The sequence below is a fragment of the Christiangramia forsetii KT0803 genome, assembly GCF_000060345.1.
GTDB lineage: Bacteria > Bacteroidota > Bacteroidia > Flavobacteriales > Flavobacteriaceae > Christiangramia > Christiangramia forsetii.
Genome location: NC_008571.1, coordinates 2220077 through 2244652 on the forward strand (window position 1 = coordinate 2220077; position 24576 = coordinate 2244652).

Genomic DNA, 24576 nt, shown 5'->3' on the forward strand with positions numbered 1-24576 from the left:
GAATTTTATCTTGAGTATTCCTGACTCTTTTCCATAATAATATCTTTCACCGGTCTGTTCTCTATATTGCTTTCAAGCCACGAGATAATATCCAGATAGAGAAAAGCTCTTCTTTCATACGGGTGATCTTCAAATTTCTTTAAAGTGCCATGTAGCTTTTTAAATTCATCTTTAATATCTAATGGAGAAACATCAGGTAACTTTCTCAGGAATTTAATCATGGCTATTTGTACTCCATGCATATCGTCCATCTTGATAAGGAACTTGTAGGTAGATTTCACCAGCCTGTCTAAATGGTAATCCAGGCCTGCTTCATAATGTGCTACTAAATTTAATATCCTGGCGAAACACATCAAATCCTGGCGCATTTCCAGCGATTTATTATTAATGATCTTTTTCAGGAATTCAATACATTTTTTATGGTTTCCATCCCCAAAATATAAACACGCAATTTTATAATAGAAAACCATAATATGGTGAGCATCCAGCCTGTCCTGGAATTTTGCAATTTTTTCTATGATCTTATTTATAAGTTCTTCTGAATTGCTGAACTCCCCTTTCATAAACCTAAGGTTGAGTTTATTCGAATAAACATATAAAAAAGAGAGTGCCGAAATATTATCATTATGAGGGATTTTAGGATCTCGTAATGAATCTTCCAGCTGTTTTAAGGTTTGTTCAAAAAGTTCTGTATGATTTAAATAGAACAAAGACTCTAACAAATAATGACTTCCTTTTAGATAAGATACCGGGTGGATGGGAATCAAACGTTTATATTCAATAAAAAGATCCTTCCATTTCATGGAATATCGATAACACCCGAGAAAATCCTGGGTCAAAAAGCTATACCACAAATGCACCTTATAGAGCCAAAGACGCTCCCTGAAACCTAATTCTTTATAATGATAATTTGGTAATTTCTTTTTGAAGTAAGCCTTAATCTCATCAGCCTCTTCCTGACTTTTACAATATCCTTTTTTTAAAAAAATTGAATACAGTTCTAACGACAAATTAGACAACTGGCCCCACAACGTGTTCAGTTTGCTAATTTCTTCTGTTTCCTTAATTAATATATCTGCCCTGTTACTCATACTCCTGGTGATATATTGTGACTCAATGATCTTTTCCAGCTCTAATATTTCATAGGTGAGATTCTTTTCTTCATAATTAAGTGCCAGGGTTTTCACCTTATCCAGTAATTTCAGGCTCTGTTGATATAATCCTTTATGATAAAGGATATAAGCAAAATCTACCTGTTCCCTTATTTGAACAGGAATACTCTGATGGGCAGGATTTAGCCGAAGAGATATTAAAAGCTGTTTATAAAGATGCGTTTTTACATTAGAAAGTTGAAGCTTGGTGATTTTTGTACTCTTAAGAATTTCAGCTTCATCATACTTTTTCTGACGCAACATGACTTTATATAAATTCAGAAATTTAGAATCTGAATTCACCCCAACCCTTCCAACATAAAGAGAAAACTGTCTCTTTTCTGAGGCCGATAAAGATTTTATTAAAGAAAACAAGTTTTCGGTTAAGTCATTGGTCATTGTAAATGAATATTTTATAAGACACTGCAAACAAAGGCTTTGCAAGGTTAATTATCAGCTTTTAGTATCGTAACACCATTTATTAATAGAGCATCAAAGCATTATGATTCCAATACTTTAGATAAAGATAAAGTAAAATAAATCTCATATGCGTACTGAAAAGGTAGAAATTTTTGACACTACATTGAGGGACGGAGAACAAGTTCCCGGCTGCAAACTGAATACAGAACAAAAATTAAAAATAGCTGCACGACTGGATGAGCTGGGTGTTGATGTGATTGAAGCTGGTTTTCCAGTATCAAGTCCCGGCGATTTTAAATCGGTAACCGAGATTTCTAAACTGGTTAAGAATGCCAGCGTTTGTGGATTAACACGTGCCGTTAAAAACGACATCAAAGTAGCTGCCGATGCATTGAAATATGCCAGGAAGCCGAGAATCCATACGGGAATAGGAACTTCTGATTCTCACATAAAATATAAATTCAAATCCAGCAGGCCTGAAATTATCGAAAGGGCTGGAGAAGCTGTTGCCTACGCAAAGACTTTTGTAGACGATGTTGAGTTTTATGCGGAAGATGCCGGAAGAACAGAGAATGAATTTTTAGCTAAAGTTTGTACTGAAGCGGTAAAAAATGGTGCTACGGTGCTTAATATTCCGGATACTACAGGCTATTGTCTTCCGGAGGAATATGGAAAAAAGATAAAATATTTAAAAGAGAATGTGGTGGGGATCGAAAATGTAATTATTTCCTGTCACTGTCATAACGACCTTGGTCTTGCTACCGCAAATGCGATTGCCGGTATTACAAATGGCGCAAGACAGATTGAATGTACTATTAATGGAATTGGGGAACGTGCTGGAAATACCGCTTTAGAGGAAGTCGTCATGATCTTAAAACAGCATCCATATTTGCAGTTGAATACAGATATTAATCCTCAGTTGTTATATGATACCAGTTTAATGGTCTCCAGGGAAATGGGAATGTTCGTCCAGCCAAATAAGGCGATCGTCGGTGCCAATGCCTTTGCGCATAGTTCAGGCATCCACCAGGATGGCGTCATCAAGAATAGAGAAACATACGAAATTATAGATCCAGCCGATGTCGGGGTAACCGAGTCGGCTATTGTTTTAACTGCCCGTAGTGGTAGAGCGGCTTTAGCTTATAAAGCGAAAAAAATGGGTTATAATTTAACTAAACTGGAATTAGATATTGTGTATAGCGAATTTTTAAATTTTGCTGACGAAAAGAAAGAAGTTGCTGATAATGATATTCATATTATCATGGAACTTTATAGAAGAAATTCCAGAGCGATTGCATAACATGAAGAAAACACTTTTTGATAAAATATGGGACTCCCATGTGGTAGAAAGCATCCCTAACGGACCAGACATTTTATATATCGATAAACATTTGATACATGAAGTGACCAGCCCGCAGGCCTTTAATGAATTAAAGGAGAGAAATGTTCCGGTTTTTCGTCCGGAACAGATCGTGGCCACGGCCGATCATAATACGCCTACCCAGGATCAACATCTTCCGGTTAAGGACCTATTATCCAGAAAACAACTGAAGGAACTGAGCCAAAATTGTGAAGAAAACAATATTACTCTTTATGGTTTGGGGCATCCTTATAACGGGATCGTTCACGTGATGGCCCCGGAACTTGGGATCACTCAACCGGGAATGACCATTGTGTGCGGGGATAGCCACACCTCTACTCATGGCGCTTTTGGAACTATTGCTTTCGGAATAGGAACCAGCCAGGTTACCCAGGTATTCGCCAGTCAGTGTCTTTTAGTTGAAAAACCTAAGAAACTTAGAGTAAATGTAAATGGAAAACTGAAAAATGGAGTATTACCAAAAGATGTAATTCTGTATATCATCAGTAAACTGGGAACCAATTCAGGAACAGGTTATTTCTGCGAATATGCAGGAAATGTTTTTGAAGAAATGTCTATGGAAGGTCGAATGACGGTTTGTAACATGAGTATTGAAATGGGCGCCCGGGGCGGACTCATAGCACCAGACCAAACCACGATTGATTATGTGGAGGATCGGGAATTTGCTCCCAAAGGTTCAGAATTTAAAAAAATGAAGGTCTATTGGGAAACTTTAAAAACCGATAAAGGTGCTGAATTTGATCAGGAGTATTCTTTTGAAGCTGAAGATATAGAACCTATGATCACCTACGGAACCAATCCGGGAATGGGGATAAAACTTACAGGAGCTATTCCAGTGGAAGGAAATAAGAGCGATGCAAAAGCGCTGGCTTATATGAATTTTAAACCTGGAGAGATTTTACTGGAAAAACCCATTAATTATATTTTTATTGGAAGCTGTACGAACTCCAGAATTGAAGATTTTAGAGTGGCTGCCTCTTATATTAAAGGAAAGAAAAAAGCCGAAAATGTGAATGCTTTAATTGTTCCCGGTAGTCAGCAGGTTGCAAAACAAATAAAGGATGAAGGTTTAGATAAGGTTTTTGAAGAAGCGGGATTCACTTTAAGACAGCCGGGATGTTCAGCTTGTCTGGCTATGAATGATGATAAGATACCTGAAGGTGAATATTGTGTCTCCACCAGTAATAGAAATTTTGAAGGAAGACAGGGACCTGGTTCCAGAACTATTCTGGCAAGCCCTCTGACTGCCGCAGCTACTGCTATTTCAGGAAAAATTTCAGACTACACACAAAACTTGAACTAATGGAAAAGTTTATAACCCTTAAAGATACTGTGGTACCGTTGGATGCAGAAAATGTGGATACAGACCAGATCATCCCGGCTCGTTTTCTAAAAGCAACAGACAAAGAAGGTTTCGGCGAAAATCTTTTTCGTGACTGGCGCTTTGATAAAAATGGTGACCCTATTGAAGATTTCGTATTGAATCAGGATAAATATTCCGGCTCCATACTTTTGGCAGGAAATAACTTTGGTTGTGGTTCCAGCCGGGAACATGCTGCCTGGGCAATAAAAGCTTACGGATTTAAAGCGGTGGTATCCAGCTATTTTGCAGATATATTCAAAGGAAATGCTTTGAACAATGGTTTGCTACCAGTACAGGTATGCCCTGAATTTCTTACTAAGTTATTTGTTGCCATAGAAAAAGACCAAAATGAAAAGATCAGTATCGATCTGGAAGCACAAAAGATCAAAATTGAAAGTTCTGGAGAATCTGAAAGTTTCGACATTGATTCCTATAAAAAAACCTGCCTAATTAATGGTTATGACGATATAGACTTTTTAACAAGCAAACTGGAAGCCATTAAAAAATTTGAACAGAAAAGACGTGGAAAAGAGAACGTTCCGCAAGAAACTATTTAAACCGAAAAAAATGAAATTTAATATAGCCGTACTTCCCGGAGACGGGATTGGTCCTGAGATAACGCAGCAGTCAGTTAAAGTGCTGAAGGCCGTTGCAGATAGATTTGATCATGAGTTCAATTTTGAAGAAGCTGAAGTGGGTGCAGTCGCAATAGATTTATTGGGGGATCCATTGCCTGAATCCACACTCGAACTATGTAAAAAATCTGACGCTGTGCTATTCGGGGCAATTGGAGATCCAAAGTATGATAATGATCCTTCGGCAAAAGTGAGACCGGAACAGGGGCTTCTGAAACTACGAAAAGAATTAGGCCTTTTTGCCAATATCAGGCCGGTTAAAGTATATGAAAACCTCATTCATAAATCACCTTTAAAATCTGAAAATATTGAAGGTGCAGACATGGTAATTTACCGGGAATTAACTGGTGGGATTTATTTCGGGGAAAAAAGTACTGCTGAAGATGGAAAAAGCGCCTCAGATCTTTGTACCTACTCGGTAGAAGAAATTGAACGTATTGCGCATCTGGCATTTAAAGCTGCTGAAAAGAGAAGGAAAAAATTAACCCTTGTAGATAAAGCGAATGTTCTGGAAACTTCTCGTCTCTGGCGAAAAACGGTTACTGAAATTGCAAAAGATTACCCGGGAGTAAAAGTCGATTATTTATTTGTGGATAACGCCGCCATGCAAATGATCGTAAATCCAAAACAGTTTGATGTTATACTTACAGAAAATATGTTTGGCGATATCATTTCTGATGAAGCCAGCGTAATTGGCGGAAGTATTGGTTTGCTCGAATCTGCATCTATTGGAGCCGATAATGCGATGTTCGAACCAATCCACGGATCATATCCACAAGCTACCGGGAAAGGAATTGCCAATCCTCTGGCCTCAGTGCTTTCTGCAGCAATGTTACTGGATCATCTAAACCTTAAGAAAGAAGCAGAAACGGTAAGGATGGCAGTTGAATTAAGTATCAAATTAAATGTTTGTACTAATGATCTCAACTCCGATAATCATTACTCTACCGAAAGAGTTGGGGATTTTCTCGAAAGTGTGATCAGCGATACTGAAGGTCATATTATTAATAATGAAAACCTCAACCTTGGCCAGATGACAATAATATAAAGATTAGTTCATGTTTGTTTAGAGAGCTGCCTCCTGCAAGATTTTATCTTCAGGAGGTTTGCTTTTTATAAAAATAGTTGAAACCGCCTCGTCATTCAGAACGCAGCGGTAGCGGAGTAAAGAATGTTTCCAGTTTCAAAGAGATTCCTCCTTTCGTCGGAATGACAATCTTGTGTCATTCAGAACACAGCGGTAGCGGAATGAAGAATTTCTGAATTAATAAAAGACTCCTTTATCCATCGATATGAGAATCATGTGGCATTCAGAGCGAAACGCAGTGAAGCGAAGAATCTCCGCATTAACAAAAGATTCCTCCTTTCGTCGGAATGACAATCGTATGGCATTCAGAACGAAGCGATAGCAAAGTGAAGAATCTCAGCCTGGACAATGGGATTCCTACTATCGTCGGAATGATAATTGGAATTTTCGAATTATCAAATTTTCAAATTAATCTCCTCCTTCTTCTCCCTGATTTTCTCTAAAGACAGGTTATCCTTGCTCCCGGAATGCGAATGCTGCATTCCTTCCGTAGCTTTATAAGATCCATCCTGGACCTGCTCCCCGATTATTTTATAAGCATCCCTGAACGACTTTCCATTGATCACCAGTTCATTGATGCTATCTACAGTAAACAAATATTTATATTTTTCATCTTTCAGATCAACATTCTTCACTTTGATCTGCGCAATGGAATGAGTGAAAACATCCAGTATTTCTTTCATATTTTCCACCGAATAGATACTATTCTCTTTAATTAGCTGAAAATCCCTGTGGTAACCACTAGGTAAATTGTTGGTGATTAATATCATTTCATTGGCAATAGCCTGAAGTTTATTACATTTTCCTCTCACCAGCTCAAAAACATCGGGATTTTTCTTGTGGGGCATAATACTCGATCCCGTAGTCAGTTCATCGGGAAAAGTAATAAAATCAAAATTCTGACTCATATACAAACAGATATCCATCGCCAATCTTGAAAGCGTATTCGCCAGAGAAGCGATATTGGAAGTAACTGTTCTCTCACACTTCCCCCTGCTCATCTGGGCAGCGACCACATTGAATTTCTGAGTTGAAAAACCTAATTCTCTAGTTGTGAATTCTCTGTCTATCGGAAATGAGGAACCATAACCAGCTGCCGAACCGAGCGGATTCTGATCCACGATCTTTAAGCCCGCTTCCAAAAGGTAAAGGTCATCTATAAGCAGTTCGGCGTAAGCTGAAAACCATAATCCGAAGGAAGATGGCATGGCTACCTGAAGATGCGTATAACCGGGAAGCAGTTTTTCTTTATGTTCATCAGCCAGACCTAAAAGTACCTCAATAAGTTCTTTGGCCTTTTCTGAAATTTGCTGTAGGTTCTCTTTGAAATACAATTGCTGAGCTACCAAAACCTGATCATTTCTCGAACGTGCCGTATGGATCTTCTTTCCGGTATCTCCAAGTTTCTTAGTCAGTTCAAATTCTATCTTGGAATGAACATCCTCGAAATCCTCTTCAATATGAAATAGTCCATTTTCAAGTTGTTTCTTCAAAACCTCTAATTCCGTCAAAATTGTTTCAACCTCATCCTTTTCCAATATTCCGACTTTTCCAAGCATTTTTGCATGTGCTTTAGATGCCTGGATATCGTACTCAGCCAGATGCATATCCAACTCACGGTCATTTCCAACGGTGAACTTTTCTATCTGTTTGTCTATTGAAATACCTTTATCCCAGAGTTTCATATTTTTCTATTTTGTTTGTCATTCCGAAGGAATTTACGGCTGAGGAATCTTAGATTTCTCACTACGGTTGAAAATAACAACTATTAATTAATTCTTATCTATACAATTTCGTCATCCTTTCCCGATAACTATCGGTATGTTCCAGGATCTCTAAAGAAGCTGAATCAAGTTCAGCTTGACGTACTTTTTATTTTTGTCGCACTGAGCCTGTCGAAGTGCTTTTAAATTCTTTGCCACTAATGCACGAATACTCATTTATTAGTGCATCCGGGCTATTTTATTAAAATCTTATTCCGATAAACTATCCAATTATCAAACTGTTATTTCATTCATTGTCATTCCGAAGGAGATGACGACTGAGGAATCTCAGATTTCTCTCTTCGTTCGAAATGACCATTTTCAAGCTTATTTAGTATAAACTCTGTCGCACTGAGCCTGTCGAAGTGCATTTATGTTGCCACTAATGCACGCATAAAAATTTATTAGTGCATCCGTGGCAATGTTTATTTTAGCGCCTTTTCCAGCAATCTTATATATTTTTCAATTCCTTCTTCAATCTCCTTTACATAAATAAACTCATCTGCCGAATGAGATCTGGTAGAGTCACCCGGACCTAATTTTAAAGATGAACAGCTCAGCATCGCCTGATCACTCAGAGTTGGAGAACCATAGGTTTCCATTTTCAGGTCAATTCCCGCTTTTACCAATTCATGATCTAGTGGAATTGATGATGAATTCAGCCTTAAACTTCTCGCATTGATCTCATCTACCGGAGCTTTTTCTTTTAAGATCTGCTCAATTTCCTCATTGCTATACTTATCATTTACCCGAACGTCTATTACCAGGTGAACCCTCGCAGGCACTACATTATGCTGACTGCCAGCTTGAATCTGAGTGACCGTCACTTTAACTTCTCCCAGGTTTTCTGAAACTTTATCCAATTTAAAGTTTTCAAACCATTCCAACACCTTTGCCGTCTTATAGATAGAATTATCTGAATTCGGGTGGGCTGCATGCGAAGGAGTTCCTTTTACCACGGCATCAAAAACCACTAAGCCTTTTTCAGCAACAGCCAGATTCATCAATGTGGGTTCTCCTACTATAGCTACATCAATTTCAGGTATCTTGGAAAGAAGGGCTGCAATCCCATTTTTTCCATTGATCTCCTCTTCCGCAGTTCCTGCAAAAAGAATATTATGGTTCAGGTTTTCTTCCGAATATAAATAAGTAAAAGTCGCCAACAGGGACACCAGGCAACCTCCTGCATCATTACTGCCTAAACCAAATAATTTTCCATCTTCAATTTCTGCCTTAAAAGGATCTCTCGTGTAAGCCGAATTTGGTTTTACCGTATCATGATGGGAATTAAGTAATAATGTTGGCTTAGCTTTGTCGTTATTTTTGTTTACTGCCCACACATTATTTAAATAGCGCTGATAAGGAATTTCATGCTTTTTAAACCAAATTTCAAGCAGTTCTGCAGTCTTGTCTTCTTCCCCCGAAAATGACTGAGTCTTAATCAGGTTTTTAAGTAATTCTATGGCTTCTTGCTGAAGTTTCTCTAATTGCATCATTTTACAATTTTGGTATGAATAGCATTCTTTTTTAATAATTCTGAATCACCCAGGAAAACCGTGGCAACTCCTTTGTTTATCGCCTCAAAGCAATTATGTAGTTTGGGCAGCATTCCGTCTTTAATGACTTTGGTTTCCACCAATTCCTTATAATACGTTGAATTTAATTCAGAAATCACAGAACGATCATTTTCCATATCGGTTAAAACCCCTTTTTTCTCTGAGCAATAATATAACTGAGTTTCGAATGATTTGCTCATGGCAATGGCAATTTCCGAAGCTACCGAGTCGCCGTTCGTATTTAATAACACTCCATCTTCGGTACATGATATTGCTGAAAAAACAGGTATCATATTTTGATTGAGTATTGACTCTATAAAACCTGAATTCACCTTTTCTATATCACCTACAAAGCCATAATCAATCTCTTTTACCTCTCTCCTTTTCGAGATCAGAACATTCCCATCTGCCCCGCAAAGGCCAATCGCATTTTGCTTTTTAGACTGAAGTTTTGCAACGATACTTTTATTTATAAGTCCGCCATAAACCATGGTGATCACCTCCATAGAATCTTTATCGGTGATCCTTCTTCCATCGATCATTTTCGTTTCAAAGCCAAGTTTACCGGCAACTGCGGTTGCTTTGTTTCCGCCTCCGTGAACAAGGATCTTTGGGCCCCTCATTTCCACGAAATCTTCTAAAAATGAATTCAGAAAGACAGGATTTTCAATGAGTTTTCCTCCTATTTTTACAACCTTAAGTATCTTATTCCCCATATTTCCTTTTTAATGAATTTTTAAAGATTCTGGTTTTCTACACTTTTTTTTTAATTCCCTGTGAGTACTATTAGGACTTTTACCTATTCTCAATCTGGCACTTTTAAAAACCCTCGTAAGTCTCGAATTCGTAGGATATTTTCGATTAGAAGTCAGATTATTGAAAATTAAGGCAGTTATAAATAATATAAGTGTTCCGGTTAATACAGGAGATAATACATAAGTAAATCCCAGAGCTTTAATATTGGGCGTGCCTATTACGGCAATTAATGCGGTAGCACCACCAGGAGGATGCAATGTTTTTGTCACCTGCATAAGGACAATAGAGGCAGCAACAGCCAAAGGAGCTGTTAACCAAATAATATTCGGTATAAGTTTAAAGACACAAACCCCGATAAACGCTGATAAAATCTGCCCACCAATTAAATTTCGTGGTTGGGCCAGTGGACTCTGGATAGCTCCAAAAACTAATACGCTTGAAGCACCAAAAGAACCAATTAAAAGAACATTTTCTATTCTGAAAAGAGATTGTGACTGGACAAAAGCTATTAGACCTATTCCGAAAAGTGCTCCAAAAAAAGACCAGGCTTGCTCTTCAAAGTCTATTAAGGTTTCCTTATAAATTACATATCTGGAGATTCTAATATTCCTACCTATTCTTCTCCCAACTCTTTTTTGTGCAACAAACTTTCCCACTAGATACCTTTCTATTATTAATCTTCATCTTTTAACAATTGCTTCAATACCGCTTGTGCCGCAAATGTTCGATTATTAGCCTGATGAATAACGATTGAATTTTCAGAATCCAAAACATCATCAGCAATAACCATATTTCGTCTAACTGGTAGGCAATGCATCACTTTTGCATTGTTAGACGGTTCCAATTTCTTCTGATTCACCGTCCAGTTTTTTTCAACATTCAAAACCTGACCGTAATTCTCATAACTGCTCCAGTTTTTCACGTAGATAAAATCTGCATTTTCAAAAGCTTTTTCCTGGTCATGCTCCACCCGTGTTTCTTTCCTGATCTCCGGATTTAAATCATAACCTTCGGGATTCGTGATCACAAATTCCACATCCAACTTCTGCATCATTTCAGTAAAAGAATTCGGAACAGATTGTGGTAAAGCCTTTGGATGTGGAGCCCAGCTTAAAACTATTTTCGGTTTATCTTTCTTCTTTAATTCCTGAATAGTAATTGCATCGGTCAATGCCTGCAACGGGTGTCCCGTCGCGCTCTCCAGATTAATAACCGGAACGGATGCATATTTCTTAAAACTATTCAGCACCTGTTCAGATTCGTCTTTTTCTTTATTCTTTAATCCGGGAAAAGCTCTAACCGCGATGATATCGCAATATTGAGAAAGCACCGCAGCAGCTTCTTTTATATGCTCTGCCTTATCTGAATTCATCACCGCCCCATCCTCGAACTCAAGGGTCCAGCCATCCTTATCTACATTCATCGTCATTACCTCCATTCCCAATAGTTTTGCCGCTTTTTCTGTACTTAACCTGGTACGCAGACTGGAATTAAAAAAAAGCATCCCAAGGGTTTTTCCTTTTCCCAGATCGGGAACTGTATTTTTAGATTTCAGACTTCTTGCTTCGGAAATTAGATTTTCCAGATTATCTATATCTGATAAGGTGATGTAGTTCTTCATATTTTTACTTTTTGTCAGGCTGAGCGCAGTCGAAGCTTCAAGGCATTTTGAATTTAGCCTGTATTAAGCAAAGTCGAAATACTCAATGTGACATTCATTTATTATTTTCCCAAAACATTACCCCTAGTTTTAAGGTTGTGTATCTCTGATAATGTGATATAGTTATTCTTATATTTACTTTTTTGTCAGGCTGAGCGCAGTCGAAGCCCAGAGCATTTCGACTGCGCTCAATGTGACATTCCCTAATTGTTTTACAGAACAGATTTCAAACTATCAAAAAAGACCTCGAAATGTTCTGTTCTAATATTCAATGGCGGAAGAATACGAAGGAGTTTTTTATTTGAAGAAGCTCCCGTAAAGATCTGATGTTCAAACAAAAGTTCTTTTCGTAAAGCGGCAATTTCAAAATCAAACTCCAGCCCGATCATTAATCCTCTACCCTTTATCTTTTTGATCTGCGGAATTTTTGCAGCTTCAGCTTTTACAAATTCAGAAACTTCTGAAGCATTCTGCATCAAATTTTCCTTAGTTATAATATCCAATACTGAAATTCCTGCAGCACAGGCAAGGTGATTCCCGCCAAAAGTAGTTCCCAGCATTCCGTATTTCGCCTGAATTTTATTATCGATCAAAATTCCGCCGATAGGAAACCCGTTACCCATTCCTTTAGCCATAGAAATTATATCGGGCCTAATTCCGTGTTTCTGAAAAGCAAAGAAATCACCGGTTCTTCCATAACCCGATTGAACTTCATCAGCAATCAACATGACCTGGTTTTTCTGACACAGATCAGCTGCCTTTTTGTAAAACTCTGAATCTGCTTCATCAAGTCCGCCAACTCCCTGGATCACTTCAAAAATAACTGCAGCTACATCGCCTTTTTCAATTTCACTTTTTAAGGATTCCGCGTCATTAAAAGCTAGTTTTTTAACATTATGATTCAGATTAAATGGTGCTTTGATATTCTCATTGTCTGTGATAGAAACCACTCCGGAAGTCCTTCCGTGGAAAGCATTTTCAAAATAAATAACTCTCTCTTTTCCGGTTTCAAAAGAAGCCACTTTTAAGGCATTTTCATTCGCTTCGGCGCCGGAACTGCATAGAAAAAGGCTATAATCCTTTACCCCGGAAACTTTTTCAAGTTTATCTGCCAGAACTTGCTGTAATGGGTTTTTAATTGAATTTGAATAAAAGGCCAGTTTACTGACCTGATCCTGTATCGATTTCACATATTCCGGATGAGAATGACCAACTGAAATAACAGCATGACCACCGTAAAGATCAAGATATTTCTTCCCCGCCTGGTCAAAAACATAACAGCCTTCTCCTTTTACCGGCGTGATATCGTAGAGTGGATAAACGTCAAATAATTCCATATTTACTGATCTGAGATATTATTAATTTTTTTGAATGAGGCCTGAATTCCTTTGATAAGCGAAGAACTGAGTCCGTTATGTTCCATCTCATTCAGTCCTTCAATAGTACATCCTCGAGGTGTGGTCACTTTATCAATTTCTTCTTCGGGATGTTTGCCAGATTCAATTAAGAGACTCGCCGCACCCAGACAGGTTTGCATAGAGAGCTCCTGAGCGTCCTTCGCATCAAAACCTAGTTGAACTGCTCCCTGAGTAGTGGCACGTATCAAACGCATCCAGAATGCTACTCCACTGGCACAAATCACCGTTGCTGCCTGCATTTTATTTTCAGGAATAATGATACTGTTTCCAAGTCGGTTAAAAATAGCTTCAGCAATAGCGATCCTTTTTTGCCCAATTTCATTGCTGCATAAACAGGTCATTGATTTACCTACAGCAATCGCGGTATTGGGCATAGATCTGATAATAAAATGCTCTTCCCCCACAATACTTTCCATCCTCGGAATTTTAAATCCGGTTACTGTAGAGATCAAAACATGCTTATCGGTCAATTCTCCTTTAATTTCCTTAAGGATCTTCTCAAATTGAGTGGGTTGAACTGCAAAGATCAAAATATCTGAATTTCTTACAGCTTCCAGATTATCTGAAGTTACCGTTACCTTTGAATATTCGGAATAATCCTGAATATCCTCAACTTTTCTCTTGCTCAGATAAAGGGTGGTAAAAGCATTGCTAAAGATTAATCCCTTCGCAATGGAAATTCCCAAATTTCCGGCACCGATAATTGCTATTTTCATAATTCAATTTTTGTATATCATTGCAAACCTGCATTAAGCAGGCACGGCAACATCCTTATTGAAACTCTTAATTTTGAGACTGCTTCAGTCGCTGCACTCCTTCGCAGAGACTTGTTAACTTTACTTTTCAATTATTAAAATATCATTGCGAGCGAAGTGTAAACGGAGCGACGCAATCTCATGATTGAAACTACTCAACCTGAGACTACTTCGCTACACTGCGTTTCGCTCGCAGAGACCCTCTAGAATGAATTTTTCTTCATTTTTTTTCACTCTTCACTTTCCTCTTTTTACTTTTCACTCCTCACTCTTCACTTTTCACTCTTAAAAATAACCCGCTTTTAAATTCAAGCCCATTTTCTCTTCCAGCCCGAACATCAAATTCATGTTCTGTACGGCCTGCCCCGAGGCGCCTTTCAGTAAATTGTCGATCACGCTAGTGATCAATAATTTGTTACCGAACTTCTGTAACCTCAACAAACATTTATTGGTATTTACCACCTGTTTCAAATGCAATTCTTCGTCGGTTAAAAAAGTAAATGCCGCATCCTTATAGAATTCGCTATAAAGCTTTTTTGCATCCTCAAGTTCTCCCGAAAATTTGGTATAAGCGGTAGCATGGATCCCTCTGGAGAAATTTCCCCTATTTGGAATAAAATTGATTTCTGATGTATGATCTGATTGCAGTTGCTTAAAACTCTGACCAATTTCCTGTAAATGCTGATGCTCAAAAGATTTATAGGCTGAAAAATTGTTATCCCTCCAGGTAAAATGTGTGGTTGCTGAAAGTGAAGTTCCTGCCCCGGTTGCCCCGGTAACCGCATTTACATGAACATCATCATTCAACAATCCATTTTTAGCCAAAGGAAGAACCGCGAAAGTGATCGCGGTGGCAAAACAACCAGGATTTGCGATAAAATTTGCATTTTTGATCTCTTCCTGGTTCAGTTCTGGCATTCCGTAAACAAAGGAATGATCATTAGCTTTCATCCTGAAATCGGTGCTGAGATCTACAATTTTCGTCTTTTCTGAAAACTTATTTTCCGAAAGGAACCTTTTCGAATTCCCATGTCCCAGACAAAGAAAAACAACATCCGCTTCTTTGTTGATCTTACTGGTAAACTCAATTTCAGTATCTCCAATAAGATCCTGGTGAATACTATACAGCGATTTCCCAAGTTGAGAAGTACTGTAAACAAAATTCAGGTTTACTTCCGGGTGATGTAACAAGATCCTGATCAATTCTCCGGCGGTATACCCTGCGCCTCCTATAATTCCTGCTTCTATCATGAATCCTGATTTACATGTTGATAGATCTTTCCTGAGTTGGAAAGTATTTTGATAAATCCTTTCGCATCATCTGCGGTCCAGGCTTTGTTCTCCTCTCCATAATTTCCGAAGTTGCTGTTCATCAAATCATTTGGAGAACTAATTCCATCCAATGAGAAATGATAAGGTTTAAGTGTTACAAATACATCCCCGGTCACTTTGTCTTGTGAACTCTGTAACTGAGCTTCAAAATCACGCATTACAGGGTCCAGATAAAGGCCTTCGTGCAAATGCATCCCGTACCAGGTAGAAGTATAATCCTTATGCTGCAGCTGCCATTTACTTAGCGTATGCTTTTCAAGAAGATGGTGTGCTTTAATGGTGATCAAGGCGGCCGCAGCTTCAAATCCAACCCTACCTTTAATTCCTATAATGGTATCCCCTACGTGAATATCCCTTCCAATGGCATATTTTGAAGCAATATTTTCAAAAATTTCTATATTTTTTTCTGGAGCATTTTCTTTTCCCTCAATCGCGGTAAGTTCTCCTTTAGTAAAACTTAATTTGAGCTGCTTAGGTTCTTTATCTTTTAGCTGAGAAGGATAAGCTTCTTCCGGCAATGCTTTTTCTGAAGTCAGTGTTTCGGCTCCCCCAACGCTGGTGCCCCAAAGTCCTTTATTTACTGAATATTTCGCCTTGTCCCAATTCATCTGCACACCTTTACTTTTAAGATATTCAATTTCTTCCTGTCTGGTGAGTTGCTTATCCCTAATTGGAGTTATTATTTCAATTTCAGGTGCGATGATCTGGAAAATCATGTCAAATCTCACCTGGTCATTTCCTGCACCGGTACTCCCGTGAGCTATATAACCTGCTCCAATCTTTTTAGCATAATTCACGATCTCTATCGCCTGGATAATCCTTTCTGCACTAACCGATAATGGATAGGTATCATTTTTCAGCACATTTCCGAAGATCAGGTATTTCACTACCTTCTGATAAAAAGAAGTGACCGCATCGATATTCTTATAACTGGTTGCTCCGATCTTTTTTGCATTTTCACCGATATTTTTAATTTCTTCTTCTGAAAATCCTCCGGTGTTTACACTGACCGCATGAACTTCAAATTTCTCTTCTTCAGATAAATATTTTGCGCAATAGGAGGTGTCCAATCCTCCGCTATATGCTATAACTACTTTTTTCATTTTTATATTTTTTTGCCACGAATGCACTAATAACTTTTATTTTTACTCAGTGGTCACTTTTCCTTTTTATAAAAAAGCGTTTGCTTAATGTGTTTTAACCTTTTAAAAGCCTTGTCATTAAAACTACTTTTTGGCTTTCTCTCCTTTTTAGTTTCTTTCTTCTTATCGGGATCGTACAACATACCTGTACAAAGGCACATTTTACGTTCAGTCCTGGTAAGAATATCATAATTCTTACAGCCCTGACAACCCTTCCAGAATGTTTCGTCATCGGTCAGTTCTGAAAAAGTCACCGGTTGATAACCCAATTCATAATTGATCTTCATCACGGCTAAACCGGTAGTGATACCAAAGATTTTCGAGCCCGGATATTTAGTTCTGGAATGTTCAAAAATCACTTCTTTAATTTCTTTAGCAAGCCCATGATTTCTATAATCAGGATGCACTATAAGTCCGGAATTTGCCACATATTTTTCATGACTCCAGGTTTCTATATAACAGAAACCGGCGAATTTCTCGCCTTCCAGAGCGATCACAGCATTTCCTTTCTCCATCTTATCAATGATATATTCAGGAGTTCTTCGGGCAATACCTGTCCCACGGACTTTAGCCGATTCTTCTATAGTGTTACAAATAATCTCTGCATAAAAAGCATGAGATTTGTTAGCAATGAGAATTTTCATCTGCTAAAAATTTATGTTGAATTAAATTATTTTGATTTGGGTTTTCGAGAGCAGAACCGGACTCACCTAAGTTCTATAGATATATAGACACACTTACGTGCGACGGGGGAAACGGCGGCGCATAGGAGCGATATCAGAAGAGGTTCTGATAATAATTTTATATGCTATGCTATTTAAGTAATTCAAAATGGGAAAATCAAATAATATTAAAAGGAAAAGGGTTTCTGGGTCACTGCCTAGAAGCGGCGGGGCCTAAAATTGAAACGGGGTAATATTATTTGTTTTATCGAAAACATATTCCAAATGTACATAATTTTTTAATTTACAAGCGTTTACTAGATTAAAAATTGAAATAAGTTTGGATTATCATTTAAATATTCTCCGTAAAAGTTTTTCTTTTTCATTCGCTCTACCAGCGGATTAAAATCATTTGGATCTTTTAATTCGATCCCAACTACTGCCGGACCATTTTCTCTATGGTGCTTCTTGGAATATTCAAAATGGGTGATATCATCATTCGGACCCAAAACTTTAGCCACAAATTCTTTTAAAGCGCCTGCTCTTTGTGGAAAAGTGATTATAAAATAATGTTTCAATCCTGCATAAAGCAGCGCTCTTTCTTTTATTTCAGCAGTCCTTGTTATATCGTTATTACTTCCGCTTACGATGCACACTACATTTTTTCCTTTGATCTCTTCAGCATAGAAGTCTAAGGCGCAAATAGACATTGCTCCAGCCGGTTCCACTACGATCGCATCCTGGTTATAAAGATCCAGAATGGTCTGGCAGATCTTGCCTTCAGGCACCGTGATCATTTCATCCAGATTTTCTCTACAAATAGCAAAATTACGAGCCCCGACTTTTTGAACTGAAGCGCCATCAACAAACCTTTCAATGCTATCTAACTCCACCACTCTACCCTCTTTTAAAGAAGTTTTCATGGAAGGAGCGCCCTCAGGTTCTATCCCGATGATTTTCGTATTTGGTGAGAGTTTTTTAAACATTGAAGAAATACCAGCTAGCAATCCGCCACCACCCAGGGGTGCAAAAATATAATCTACAGGTGTGGCAGCCTGCTCCAGAATTTCCAGAGCGATAGTCGCCTGTCCTTCTATCACTTTCTCGTCATCAAAAGGATGGATAAAGACCATCCCCTGTTCATGCATTTGCTTCATGGCACTCTTAAAAGAATCATCGTAAGTATCTCCTTTAAGAACTACCTCAACCCACTCTCCACCAAACATCTCCGTTTGTTCTACCTTTTGCTTTGGCGTGGTACCAGGCATATAAATCACCCCTTTTACCTTTAGTTTATTGCAGGCAAAAGCCACTCCCTGGGCGTGGTTACCGGCACTGGCGCAAATAACCCCTTTTTTGAGTTGTTCTGGTGGCAAACTGGAAATCTTATTATATGCCCCTCGAATTTTATACGACCTTACCTGCTGGAGGTCCTCTCTTTTAAGCATAACGTTTGCCTGAAAGCGATTACTATAGGTAAAAGATTCGGCCAAAGGAGTTTTTAAAACAACTTTCGAAATTCTTTCAGCAGCTTGTTTAACTGCTTCTACAGTGGGTTTATATATTTTATCCTTTTCCAGCAGCGTATCCATTATGCGTATATTTTCTTCATTGCGGTCATTGCAGTTCTTAATCTCGCTCCAACTTTTTCAACCGGATGACTTCTAAGATCATCATTCACGTGTATCAATTTCTGGTTATCCACACCATTACAATCTGTTCCAAATTTCTTCCCGGCAACTTCCGGTTCAAGTGAGTTTACATAATCTTTCACCAATGGTTTTGCAGCATGATCAAATAAATAACAACCGTATTCAGCAGTATCTGAAATCACACGATTCATCTCGTATAATTTCTTTCTGGCAATGGTATTGGCTATAAGCGGAGTTTCATGAAGTGATTCATAATAAGCCGATTCTTCAATTATCCCGGCTTCCACCATCGTTTCAAAGGCCAGCTCTACACCTGCCCTTACAAAGGCCACCATCAGCACACCTTTATCAAAATATTCCTGCTCTTTGATCTCTTCTGAAGTGGCTTCAGTTTTTTCAAAAGCGGTATTCTCTGTTTCGGCACGCCAGGTGAGTAATTCTTTATCATCATTTGCCCAGTCACGCATCATTCGACTGCTGAATTCTCCTGAAATTATATCATCCATATGTTTCTGAAAAAGCGGACGCATTTTCTCTTTAAGTTCTTCAGCAATTTCATTCGCTCTAAGCTTTGCAGGATTTGAAAGCCTGTCCATCATATTGGTTATTCCACCATGTTTCAGGGCTTCAGTAATTGTTTCCCATCCATACTGGATAAGTTTTGCAGCATAATTTGGCTCCACACCATCTGCAACCATTTTATCGAAAGTTAAGATCGATCCTGTTTGAAGAACTCCACAAAGCATTGTTTGTTCCCCCATTAGGTCAGATTTTACTTCAGCAACAAAAGAAGATTCCAGTACTCCGGCCCTGTGACCACCTGTAGCATACGCATAAGCTTTTGCCCAATCCAGGCCAATTCCATGAGGATCATTTTCCGGATGAACCGCGATAAGAGTCGGCACTCCAAAACCTCTTTTATATTCTTCCCTCACCTCAGTTCCGGGACATTTTGGCGCGACCATAATTACCGTTATATCTTCACGTATCTTCGTTCCTTCTTCCACAATGTTGAAACCATGAGAGTAAGAAAGTACCGCATCTTTTTTGATATGAGGTTGAATCGCCTTGATCACCGAAGTATGTTGTTTATCTGGCGTAAGATTGATAACAAGATCAGCCTTTGGAATAAGCTCCTCATAAGTTCCTACGTTAAAATTATTTTCCGTAGCATTTTTCCAGGACTGTCGCTTTTCTTTAATCGCTCCTTCCCTTAACGCATATGAGATATCGAGTCCGCTATCGCGCATATTGAGCCCCTGATTAAGACCCTGGGCTCCACAGCCTACGATCACAATTTTTTTATCTTTTAGGACAGCCACCTCGTTGCTGAATTCATCCAGCTCCATAAACCTGCAGGTTCCAAGCTGAGCTAATTGATCACGTAAAGAAAGGCTGTTAAAATAGTTGGTCATGATAATGAATTTGTGGTATTAAATTTTTCTAGTATTCCTGATATTGGCATTTCGTTTTTGGTTACCGCTATGGTTCCCGATCTTACAAATTGCATTAATCCGTAAGGTTTGAGTTTTTCGTAAAGCGCATCTACCTCGCTCCGTTTTCCTGTTTTTTCTATTACAAAGAATTTCTTGGTCACAGTTACGATTCGTGCATTCGTTTCTTTTATAAAATCCTGAATATTATGATCGTCCAGAAAATCTTCAGATTTGATTTTATAAAGTGCGGTCTCCTGATATATAGTTTCCACATCTGTATGATAAAAAGCTTTGATCACTTCTATCTGTTTTTCTATCTGGCCTACGATCTTTTTGATCTGCTCTTCAGTTACATTAACAACAATAATAAACCGCATTACTTCATTCACCTCACTTGGTGAAGCAGTAATACTTTCAATATTGATATGTCTTTTCAAAAATATAGCTGCAATCCTGGAAAGTAATCCAAGATTATTCTCGGTATAAATTGAAACTGTATAATTTTTCTTTTCCATTACTCTAATAATATATCTGAAACTGCAGCTCCCGTTGGGATCATTGGGAATACATTTTCTTCCTGTTCAACTTTCACTTCCAGGAAATAAGCTTCGTCGCTTTCCATCATTTCCTCAACTGCATCCTTTAACTGACTTCTTTCGGTAACCTGTTTAGCCTGAATATGATAACCTTTGGCAATGGTTATAAAGTCCGGGTTTACCATGGTGGTTGAAGCATAGCGTTTATCAAAAAACATCTGCTGCCACTGTCTTACCATTCCCAGGAAACCATTATTTAAAAGGACGATTTTCACCGGAACTTTAGTCTGAAAAATAGTTCCTAATTCCTGAATGGTCATTTGATAACCACCGTCCCCTATCACTGCCACAACCTCGCTTTCCGGTTTGGCCATTTTGGCCCCGATAGCTGCTGGCAAGGCGAAGCCCATGGTTCCCAATCCCCCGGAAGTGACATTGCTTCGCGTGCTATTGAATTTAGAATAACGACAGGCTGACATTTGATGCTGACCAACATCTGAAACGATTATGGCATCTCCATTAGATTGATTATTGATCTGCTGAATTACCTCAGCCATGCCCAGGTCTTTCTTGTTGACATCAAGATTTCCTTTAATGACCTTTTCAAATTCAGTTTTATACAGGTCTTTGAACTTTTGATGCCACTCCTTATGAGAATTCTGCTCTAAAAGTTCAAGCAATGCTTTCAGGCTTTCTTTTACATCTCCTAAAACAGGATAATCTGCCTTTACGTTTTTATTTATTTCGGCTGGATCAATTTCAAAATGGATCACTTTTGCCTGTTTTGCGTATTTCTCTAAATTTCCAGTAACCCTATCATCAAAACGCATCCCGATGGCGATCAAAACATCACATTCGTTCGTCAGCATATTAGGGCCGTAGTTCCCATGCATTCCTACCATTCCAACATTCAACGGATGGTCTGTGGGCAATGCGGAAAGTCCTAATATCGTCCAGGCTGCCGGAATTCCAGCTTTTTCAACAACCGCTTTTAAAAGCTCTTCAGCCCCGCCAAGGATCACTCCCTGACCCCAAACGATCATAGGTTTTTTGGCATTATTGATCACCTCTGCAGCTCGTTCTACTTCCAAAAGATTCAAATCAGGATAGGGTTTATAGCTCCTAATTCCCGAACATTTCTTATAACTGAATTCAAGAGAGGCAAACTGCGCATCTTTAGTAATATCTACCAGAACAGGACCCGGTCTCCCGGATTTTGCAATATAAAATGCCTTGGCGATCACTTCAGGAATTTCCTCTGCTTTTGTAACCTGATAGTTCCATTTTGTAATAGGTGTGGAAATACCAACAATATCGGTTTCCTGGAAGGCATCGCTCCCTAACAAATGAGATCCCACCTGCCCGGTGATACATACCATTGGCGTAGAATCTATTTGCGCATCGGCAATTCCCGTAACCAGATTGGTGGCTCCCGGTCCGGAGGTTGCAATCGCAACACCCACTTTCCCTGAAACCCTGGCGTAACCCTGTGCTGCATGTGTAGCTCCCTGTTCATGCCTGGTAAGGACGTGGTGAATTTCTTTCTGATATTTGTACAGTTCATCATAGACAGGCATAATCGCCCCTCCGGGATAACCGTAAATAGTCTCTACACCTTCCTCAAGCAAACATTTGATCACTGCTTCGGCTCCAGAAACCGTGGTGGTTTCCTTTGTGCTTATTTTCTCGAAACTTGCTGTTTTAACCTGCATAATTCACCGTATTAAAATTCATCTGTTACGCAGCCTTCTGAAGCTGATGCTACCGTTTTTGCGTATTTATAGAGTACTCCTCCGTTCACCTTTAAAGCGGGAGCTTTCCAGGCTTCTTTTCTTCTATTTATTTCTTCTGCTGAAAGATGTGCCTCAATAGTATTTTTCTCGGCATTAATACTTATCTCGTCACCATCCTTCAACAGACCAATGAGTCCGCCTTGCTGAGCCTCAGGAGTAATGTGTCCCACCACAAAGCCATGAGTTCCTCCCGAGAACCTTCCGTCGGTGATAAGGGCTACACTTTTCCCTAGTCCGGCGCCCATAATGGCCGAAGTTGGTTTCAGCATTTCTGGCATTCCAGGTCCTCCTTTAGGACCCTCATAGCGAATGACGACCACATCCCCTTTTTGAACCTTGCCCGAAGAAATCCCTTCGTTAGCTTCAAATTCACCATTAAACACTCTTGCTTTTCCTTGAAATTCCAATCCTTCTTTTCCCGTTATTTTGGCAACGGAGCCTTCAGAAGCCAGATTTCCGTATAAAATTCTGATGTGTCCGGTAGCTTTGATAGGTTTTTCGACAGGGTGAATTACATCCTGATCGTCAGGTAATGGCTTTACATTTTCAAGATTTTCGGCAATCGTTTTTCCGGTAACTGTCATACATTCGCCATGAAGCAGTCCTTTTTCAAGCATATATTTCATCACAGCCGGGATTCCTCCAATCCTGTGAATATCTTCCATCAGGTATTTCCCGCTAGGCTTCAAATCTGCCAGGAAAGGCGTTTCCTCACATATTCTTGTAAAATCTTTTAATCCAAAATTGATCTCTGCAGCTTTTGCTATCGCAAGAAAATGAAGTACGGCATTGGTAGAACCACCAAGCACCGTTAATAGTCGAATTGCATTCTCCAGTGATTTTGCGGTCACTATATCTTTTGGTTTTAGATCATTCTCCAGCAAATATTTCATCGCCTCCCCTGCTTTTACACTTTCCTGAGTTTTCTCAGGTCCGGTTGCAGGATTGGAACTGTTGAACGGCAGACTCATCCCTAAAGCTTCGATAGAGGAGGCCATTGTATTTGCAGTATACATCCCTCCACAGGCTCCTGCCCCCGGACAGGCTTTTTCAATTACCTGCTGATATTCTTCTTCCTGCATATCCCCTGAAACTTTTGAGCCCCAGGCTTCAAATGCAGACACCACATCCAGTTTTTTACCATTATGGCAACCGGAAGCGATCGTTCCGCCATACACCAGCACAGAAGGCCTGTTCAGTCTCAACATAGCCATTAAGGCACCGGGCATATTCTTATCGCAACCCACTACAGTAACCAGGCCATCGTAAGACATTCCTCCTACAACAGTTTCCATAGAATCTGCGATTAGATCTCTGGAAGGCAGTGAGAATCGCATTCCCGGCGTTCCCATGGAAATCCCATCACTAACGCCTATTGTATTGAAAATAAGTCCGTTTAAATCGGCATTCTGAGTTCCTTTTTTCACCTCTTTAGCAAGGTCATTAAGGTGCATATTACAGGGATTCCCTTCGTAACCGGTACTCCCAATTCCCACAAAAGGTTTTTTGAGATCTTCTTTATTTAATCCTATAGCGTGAAGCATCGCCTGTGAGGCAGGTTGAGAATCACTTTGTGTTATTGTACTACTATATTTGTTGTTCATTGCTGTTTTATCCATAACTAATTATTAAAATTAATGTCTTGGGGCAGCAGTACGTAATAGGAATAGATAGTTAGATTACTTTCAACTTTATTATTTACAGTTTAAGTGGTTGATATTCAGTATTTTATATAATTTTTAATTACGATAGCTGAAATTTTTTGAGAGAATAGTCAGCCAGATATCAATTATTTAATAATGGTATTTCAGAGAGGGTCGTTTTTCTTTTAAATGTAGAATTCTACGGATTCAATAGGATTTTCATATTTCAAAAAGCCATTTAGTGAATTTTCGATAATTATGTTTTTCTGTGAATCTAAACGGGACTTTTTTTTATGATCTAATAACCGGATGGGAGAGGTAGGAATTACGTAGGATGAATTCTGAAATATTAGAAAGCTTGTCCGGTTCAACACCTGCGATAAATTTTGTCATCCTGAGCGCAGTCGAAGGATAGACAAAAGGCATTTCGACTGC

At 38.9% G+C, this 24576-nt stretch carries 20 protein-coding genes; 4 read left to right on the forward strand and 16 right to left on the reverse strand.

The window, feature by feature from the left end:
* Window positions 1–5 precede the first annotated feature (5 nt).
* Window positions 6–1550, reverse strand: coding sequence for a hypothetical protein (locus tag GFO_RS09845; RefSeq protein WP_011709962.1), 1545 nt, complete (start codon window positions 1548–1550; stop codon window positions 6–8).
* A gap of 148 nt (window positions 1551–1698) precedes the next feature.
* Between GFO_RS09845 and GFO_RS09850 the strand changes: the two genes are divergently transcribed.
* From GFO_RS09850 to leuB, 4 genes are read left to right on the forward strand one after another with little or no spacing between them, the layout of a single operon-like run.
* The gene (locus tag GFO_RS09850; RefSeq protein WP_011709963.1) at window positions 1699–2871 is read left to right on the forward strand and encodes a 2-isopropylmalate synthase; all 1173 of its coding nucleotides are present in this window, start codon (window positions 1699–1701) and stop codon (window positions 2869–2871) included.
* Window position 2872: 1 nt separating this feature from the next.
* On the forward strand, window positions 2873–4255 hold the full coding sequence (leuC, locus tag GFO_RS09855) for a 3-isopropylmalate dehydratase large subunit (RefSeq protein ID WP_041250336.1): 1383 nt from the start codon (window positions 2873–2875) through the stop codon (window positions 4253–4255).
* A complete protein-coding gene (gene leuD, locus GFO_RS09860; RefSeq protein WP_011709965.1) occupies window positions 4255–4872 on the forward strand; it encodes a 3-isopropylmalate dehydratase small subunit in 618 nt (205 codons plus the stop codon). The genes leuC and leuD overlap by 1 nt, the downstream gene beginning before the upstream one ends.
* A gap of 10 nt (window positions 4873–4882) precedes the next feature.
* Window positions 4883–5998 (forward strand): 3-isopropylmalate dehydrogenase, encoded by a 1116-nt coding sequence (gene leuB / locus GFO_RS09865; RefSeq protein ID WP_011709966.1) that lies wholly within the window; start codon window positions 4883–4885, stop codon window positions 5996–5998.
* A 434-nt stretch (window positions 5999–6432) separates the two neighbouring features.
* Here the strand turns inward: leuB and argH are convergent, their stop codons facing one another.
* The 15 genes from argH to ilvD form a co-directional block, all read right to left on the reverse strand.
* A complete protein-coding gene (gene argH / locus GFO_RS09870) occupies window positions 6433–7722 on the reverse strand; it encodes an argininosuccinate lyase (protein ID WP_011709967.1) in 1290 nt (429 codons plus the stop codon).
* Between the two features lie 503 nt (window positions 7723–8225).
* Window positions 8226–9293 (reverse strand): M20 family metallo-hydrolase, encoded by a 1068-nt coding sequence (locus GFO_RS09875; RefSeq protein WP_041250337.1) that lies wholly within the window; start codon window positions 9291–9293, stop codon window positions 8226–8228.
* Complete coding sequence (argB, locus tag GFO_RS09880) at window positions 9293–10072, reverse strand: acetylglutamate kinase (RefSeq protein ID WP_011709969.1); 780 nt, start codon at window positions 10070–10072, stop codon at window positions 9293–9295. The genes GFO_RS09875 and argB overlap by 1 nt, the downstream gene beginning before the upstream one ends.
* Window positions 10073–10081: 9 nt before the next feature.
* Window positions 10082–10768, reverse strand: coding sequence for an HPP family protein (locus GFO_RS09885; protein ID WP_011709970.1), 687 nt, complete (start codon window positions 10766–10768; stop codon window positions 10082–10084).
* A gap of 17 nt (window positions 10769–10785) precedes the next feature.
* Window positions 10786–11733, reverse strand: coding sequence for an N-acetylornithine carbamoyltransferase (locus GFO_RS09890; RefSeq protein ID WP_011709971.1), 948 nt, complete (start codon window positions 11731–11733; stop codon window positions 10786–10788).
* Window positions 11734–11984: 251 nt separating this feature from the next.
* Entirely contained in the window at window positions 11985–13109 is a 1125-nt protein-coding gene (locus GFO_RS09895) for an aspartate aminotransferase family protein (RefSeq protein WP_011709972.1), read from the reverse strand.
* 2 nt (window positions 13110–13111) lie between these two features.
* Complete coding sequence (proC, locus tag GFO_RS09900) at window positions 13112–13906, reverse strand: pyrroline-5-carboxylate reductase (protein ID WP_011709973.1); 795 nt, start codon at window positions 13904–13906, stop codon at window positions 13112–13114.
* 324 nt (window positions 13907–14230) lie between these two features.
* Window positions 14231–15196 carry an N-acetyl-gamma-glutamyl-phosphate reductase gene (gene argC, locus GFO_RS09905; protein WP_011709974.1) on the reverse strand — a complete coding sequence of 322 codons (966 nt, stop codon included), beginning with the start codon at window positions 15194–15196 and terminating at the stop codon, window positions 14231–14233.
* Complete coding sequence (locus tag GFO_RS09910) at window positions 15193–16380, reverse strand: argininosuccinate synthase (protein WP_011709975.1); 1188 nt, start codon at window positions 16378–16380, stop codon at window positions 15193–15195. Before GFO_RS09910 ends, argC begins: the two co-directional genes overlap by 4 nt.
* Window positions 16381–16433: 53 nt before the next feature.
* Window positions 16434–17063: a GNAT family N-acetyltransferase gene (locus GFO_RS09915; protein WP_011709976.1), complete on the reverse strand. Its 630-nt coding sequence runs from the start codon at window positions 17061–17063 to the stop codon at window positions 16434–16436.
* A gap of 335 nt (window positions 17064–17398) precedes the next feature.
* Window positions 17399–18673 (reverse strand): threonine ammonia-lyase IlvA, encoded by a 1275-nt coding sequence (ilvA, locus tag GFO_RS09920; RefSeq protein ID WP_011709977.1) that lies wholly within the window; start codon window positions 18671–18673, stop codon window positions 17399–17401.
* Window positions 18673–20148 (reverse strand): ketol-acid reductoisomerase, encoded by a 1476-nt coding sequence (gene ilvC, locus GFO_RS09925; protein WP_011709978.1) that lies wholly within the window; start codon window positions 20146–20148, stop codon window positions 18673–18675. The genes ilvA and ilvC overlap by 1 nt, the downstream gene beginning before the upstream one ends.
* Window positions 20145–20684: an acetolactate synthase small subunit gene (gene ilvN, locus GFO_RS09930; RefSeq protein WP_011709979.1), complete on the reverse strand. Its 540-nt coding sequence runs from the start codon at window positions 20682–20684 to the stop codon at window positions 20145–20147. Before ilvN ends, ilvC begins: the two co-directional genes overlap by 4 nt.
* Window positions 20684–22417, reverse strand: coding sequence for a biosynthetic-type acetolactate synthase large subunit (gene ilvB, locus GFO_RS09935; protein ID WP_011709980.1), 1734 nt, complete (start codon window positions 22415–22417; stop codon window positions 20684–20686). Before ilvB ends, ilvN begins: the two co-directional genes overlap by 1 nt.
* Before the next feature lie 11 nt (window positions 22418–22428).
* Window positions 22429–24117 (reverse strand): dihydroxy-acid dehydratase, encoded by a 1689-nt coding sequence (gene ilvD / locus GFO_RS09940; protein ID WP_011709981.1) that lies wholly within the window; start codon window positions 24115–24117, stop codon window positions 22429–22431.
* Between the last annotated feature and the right edge of the window lie 459 nt (window positions 24118–24576).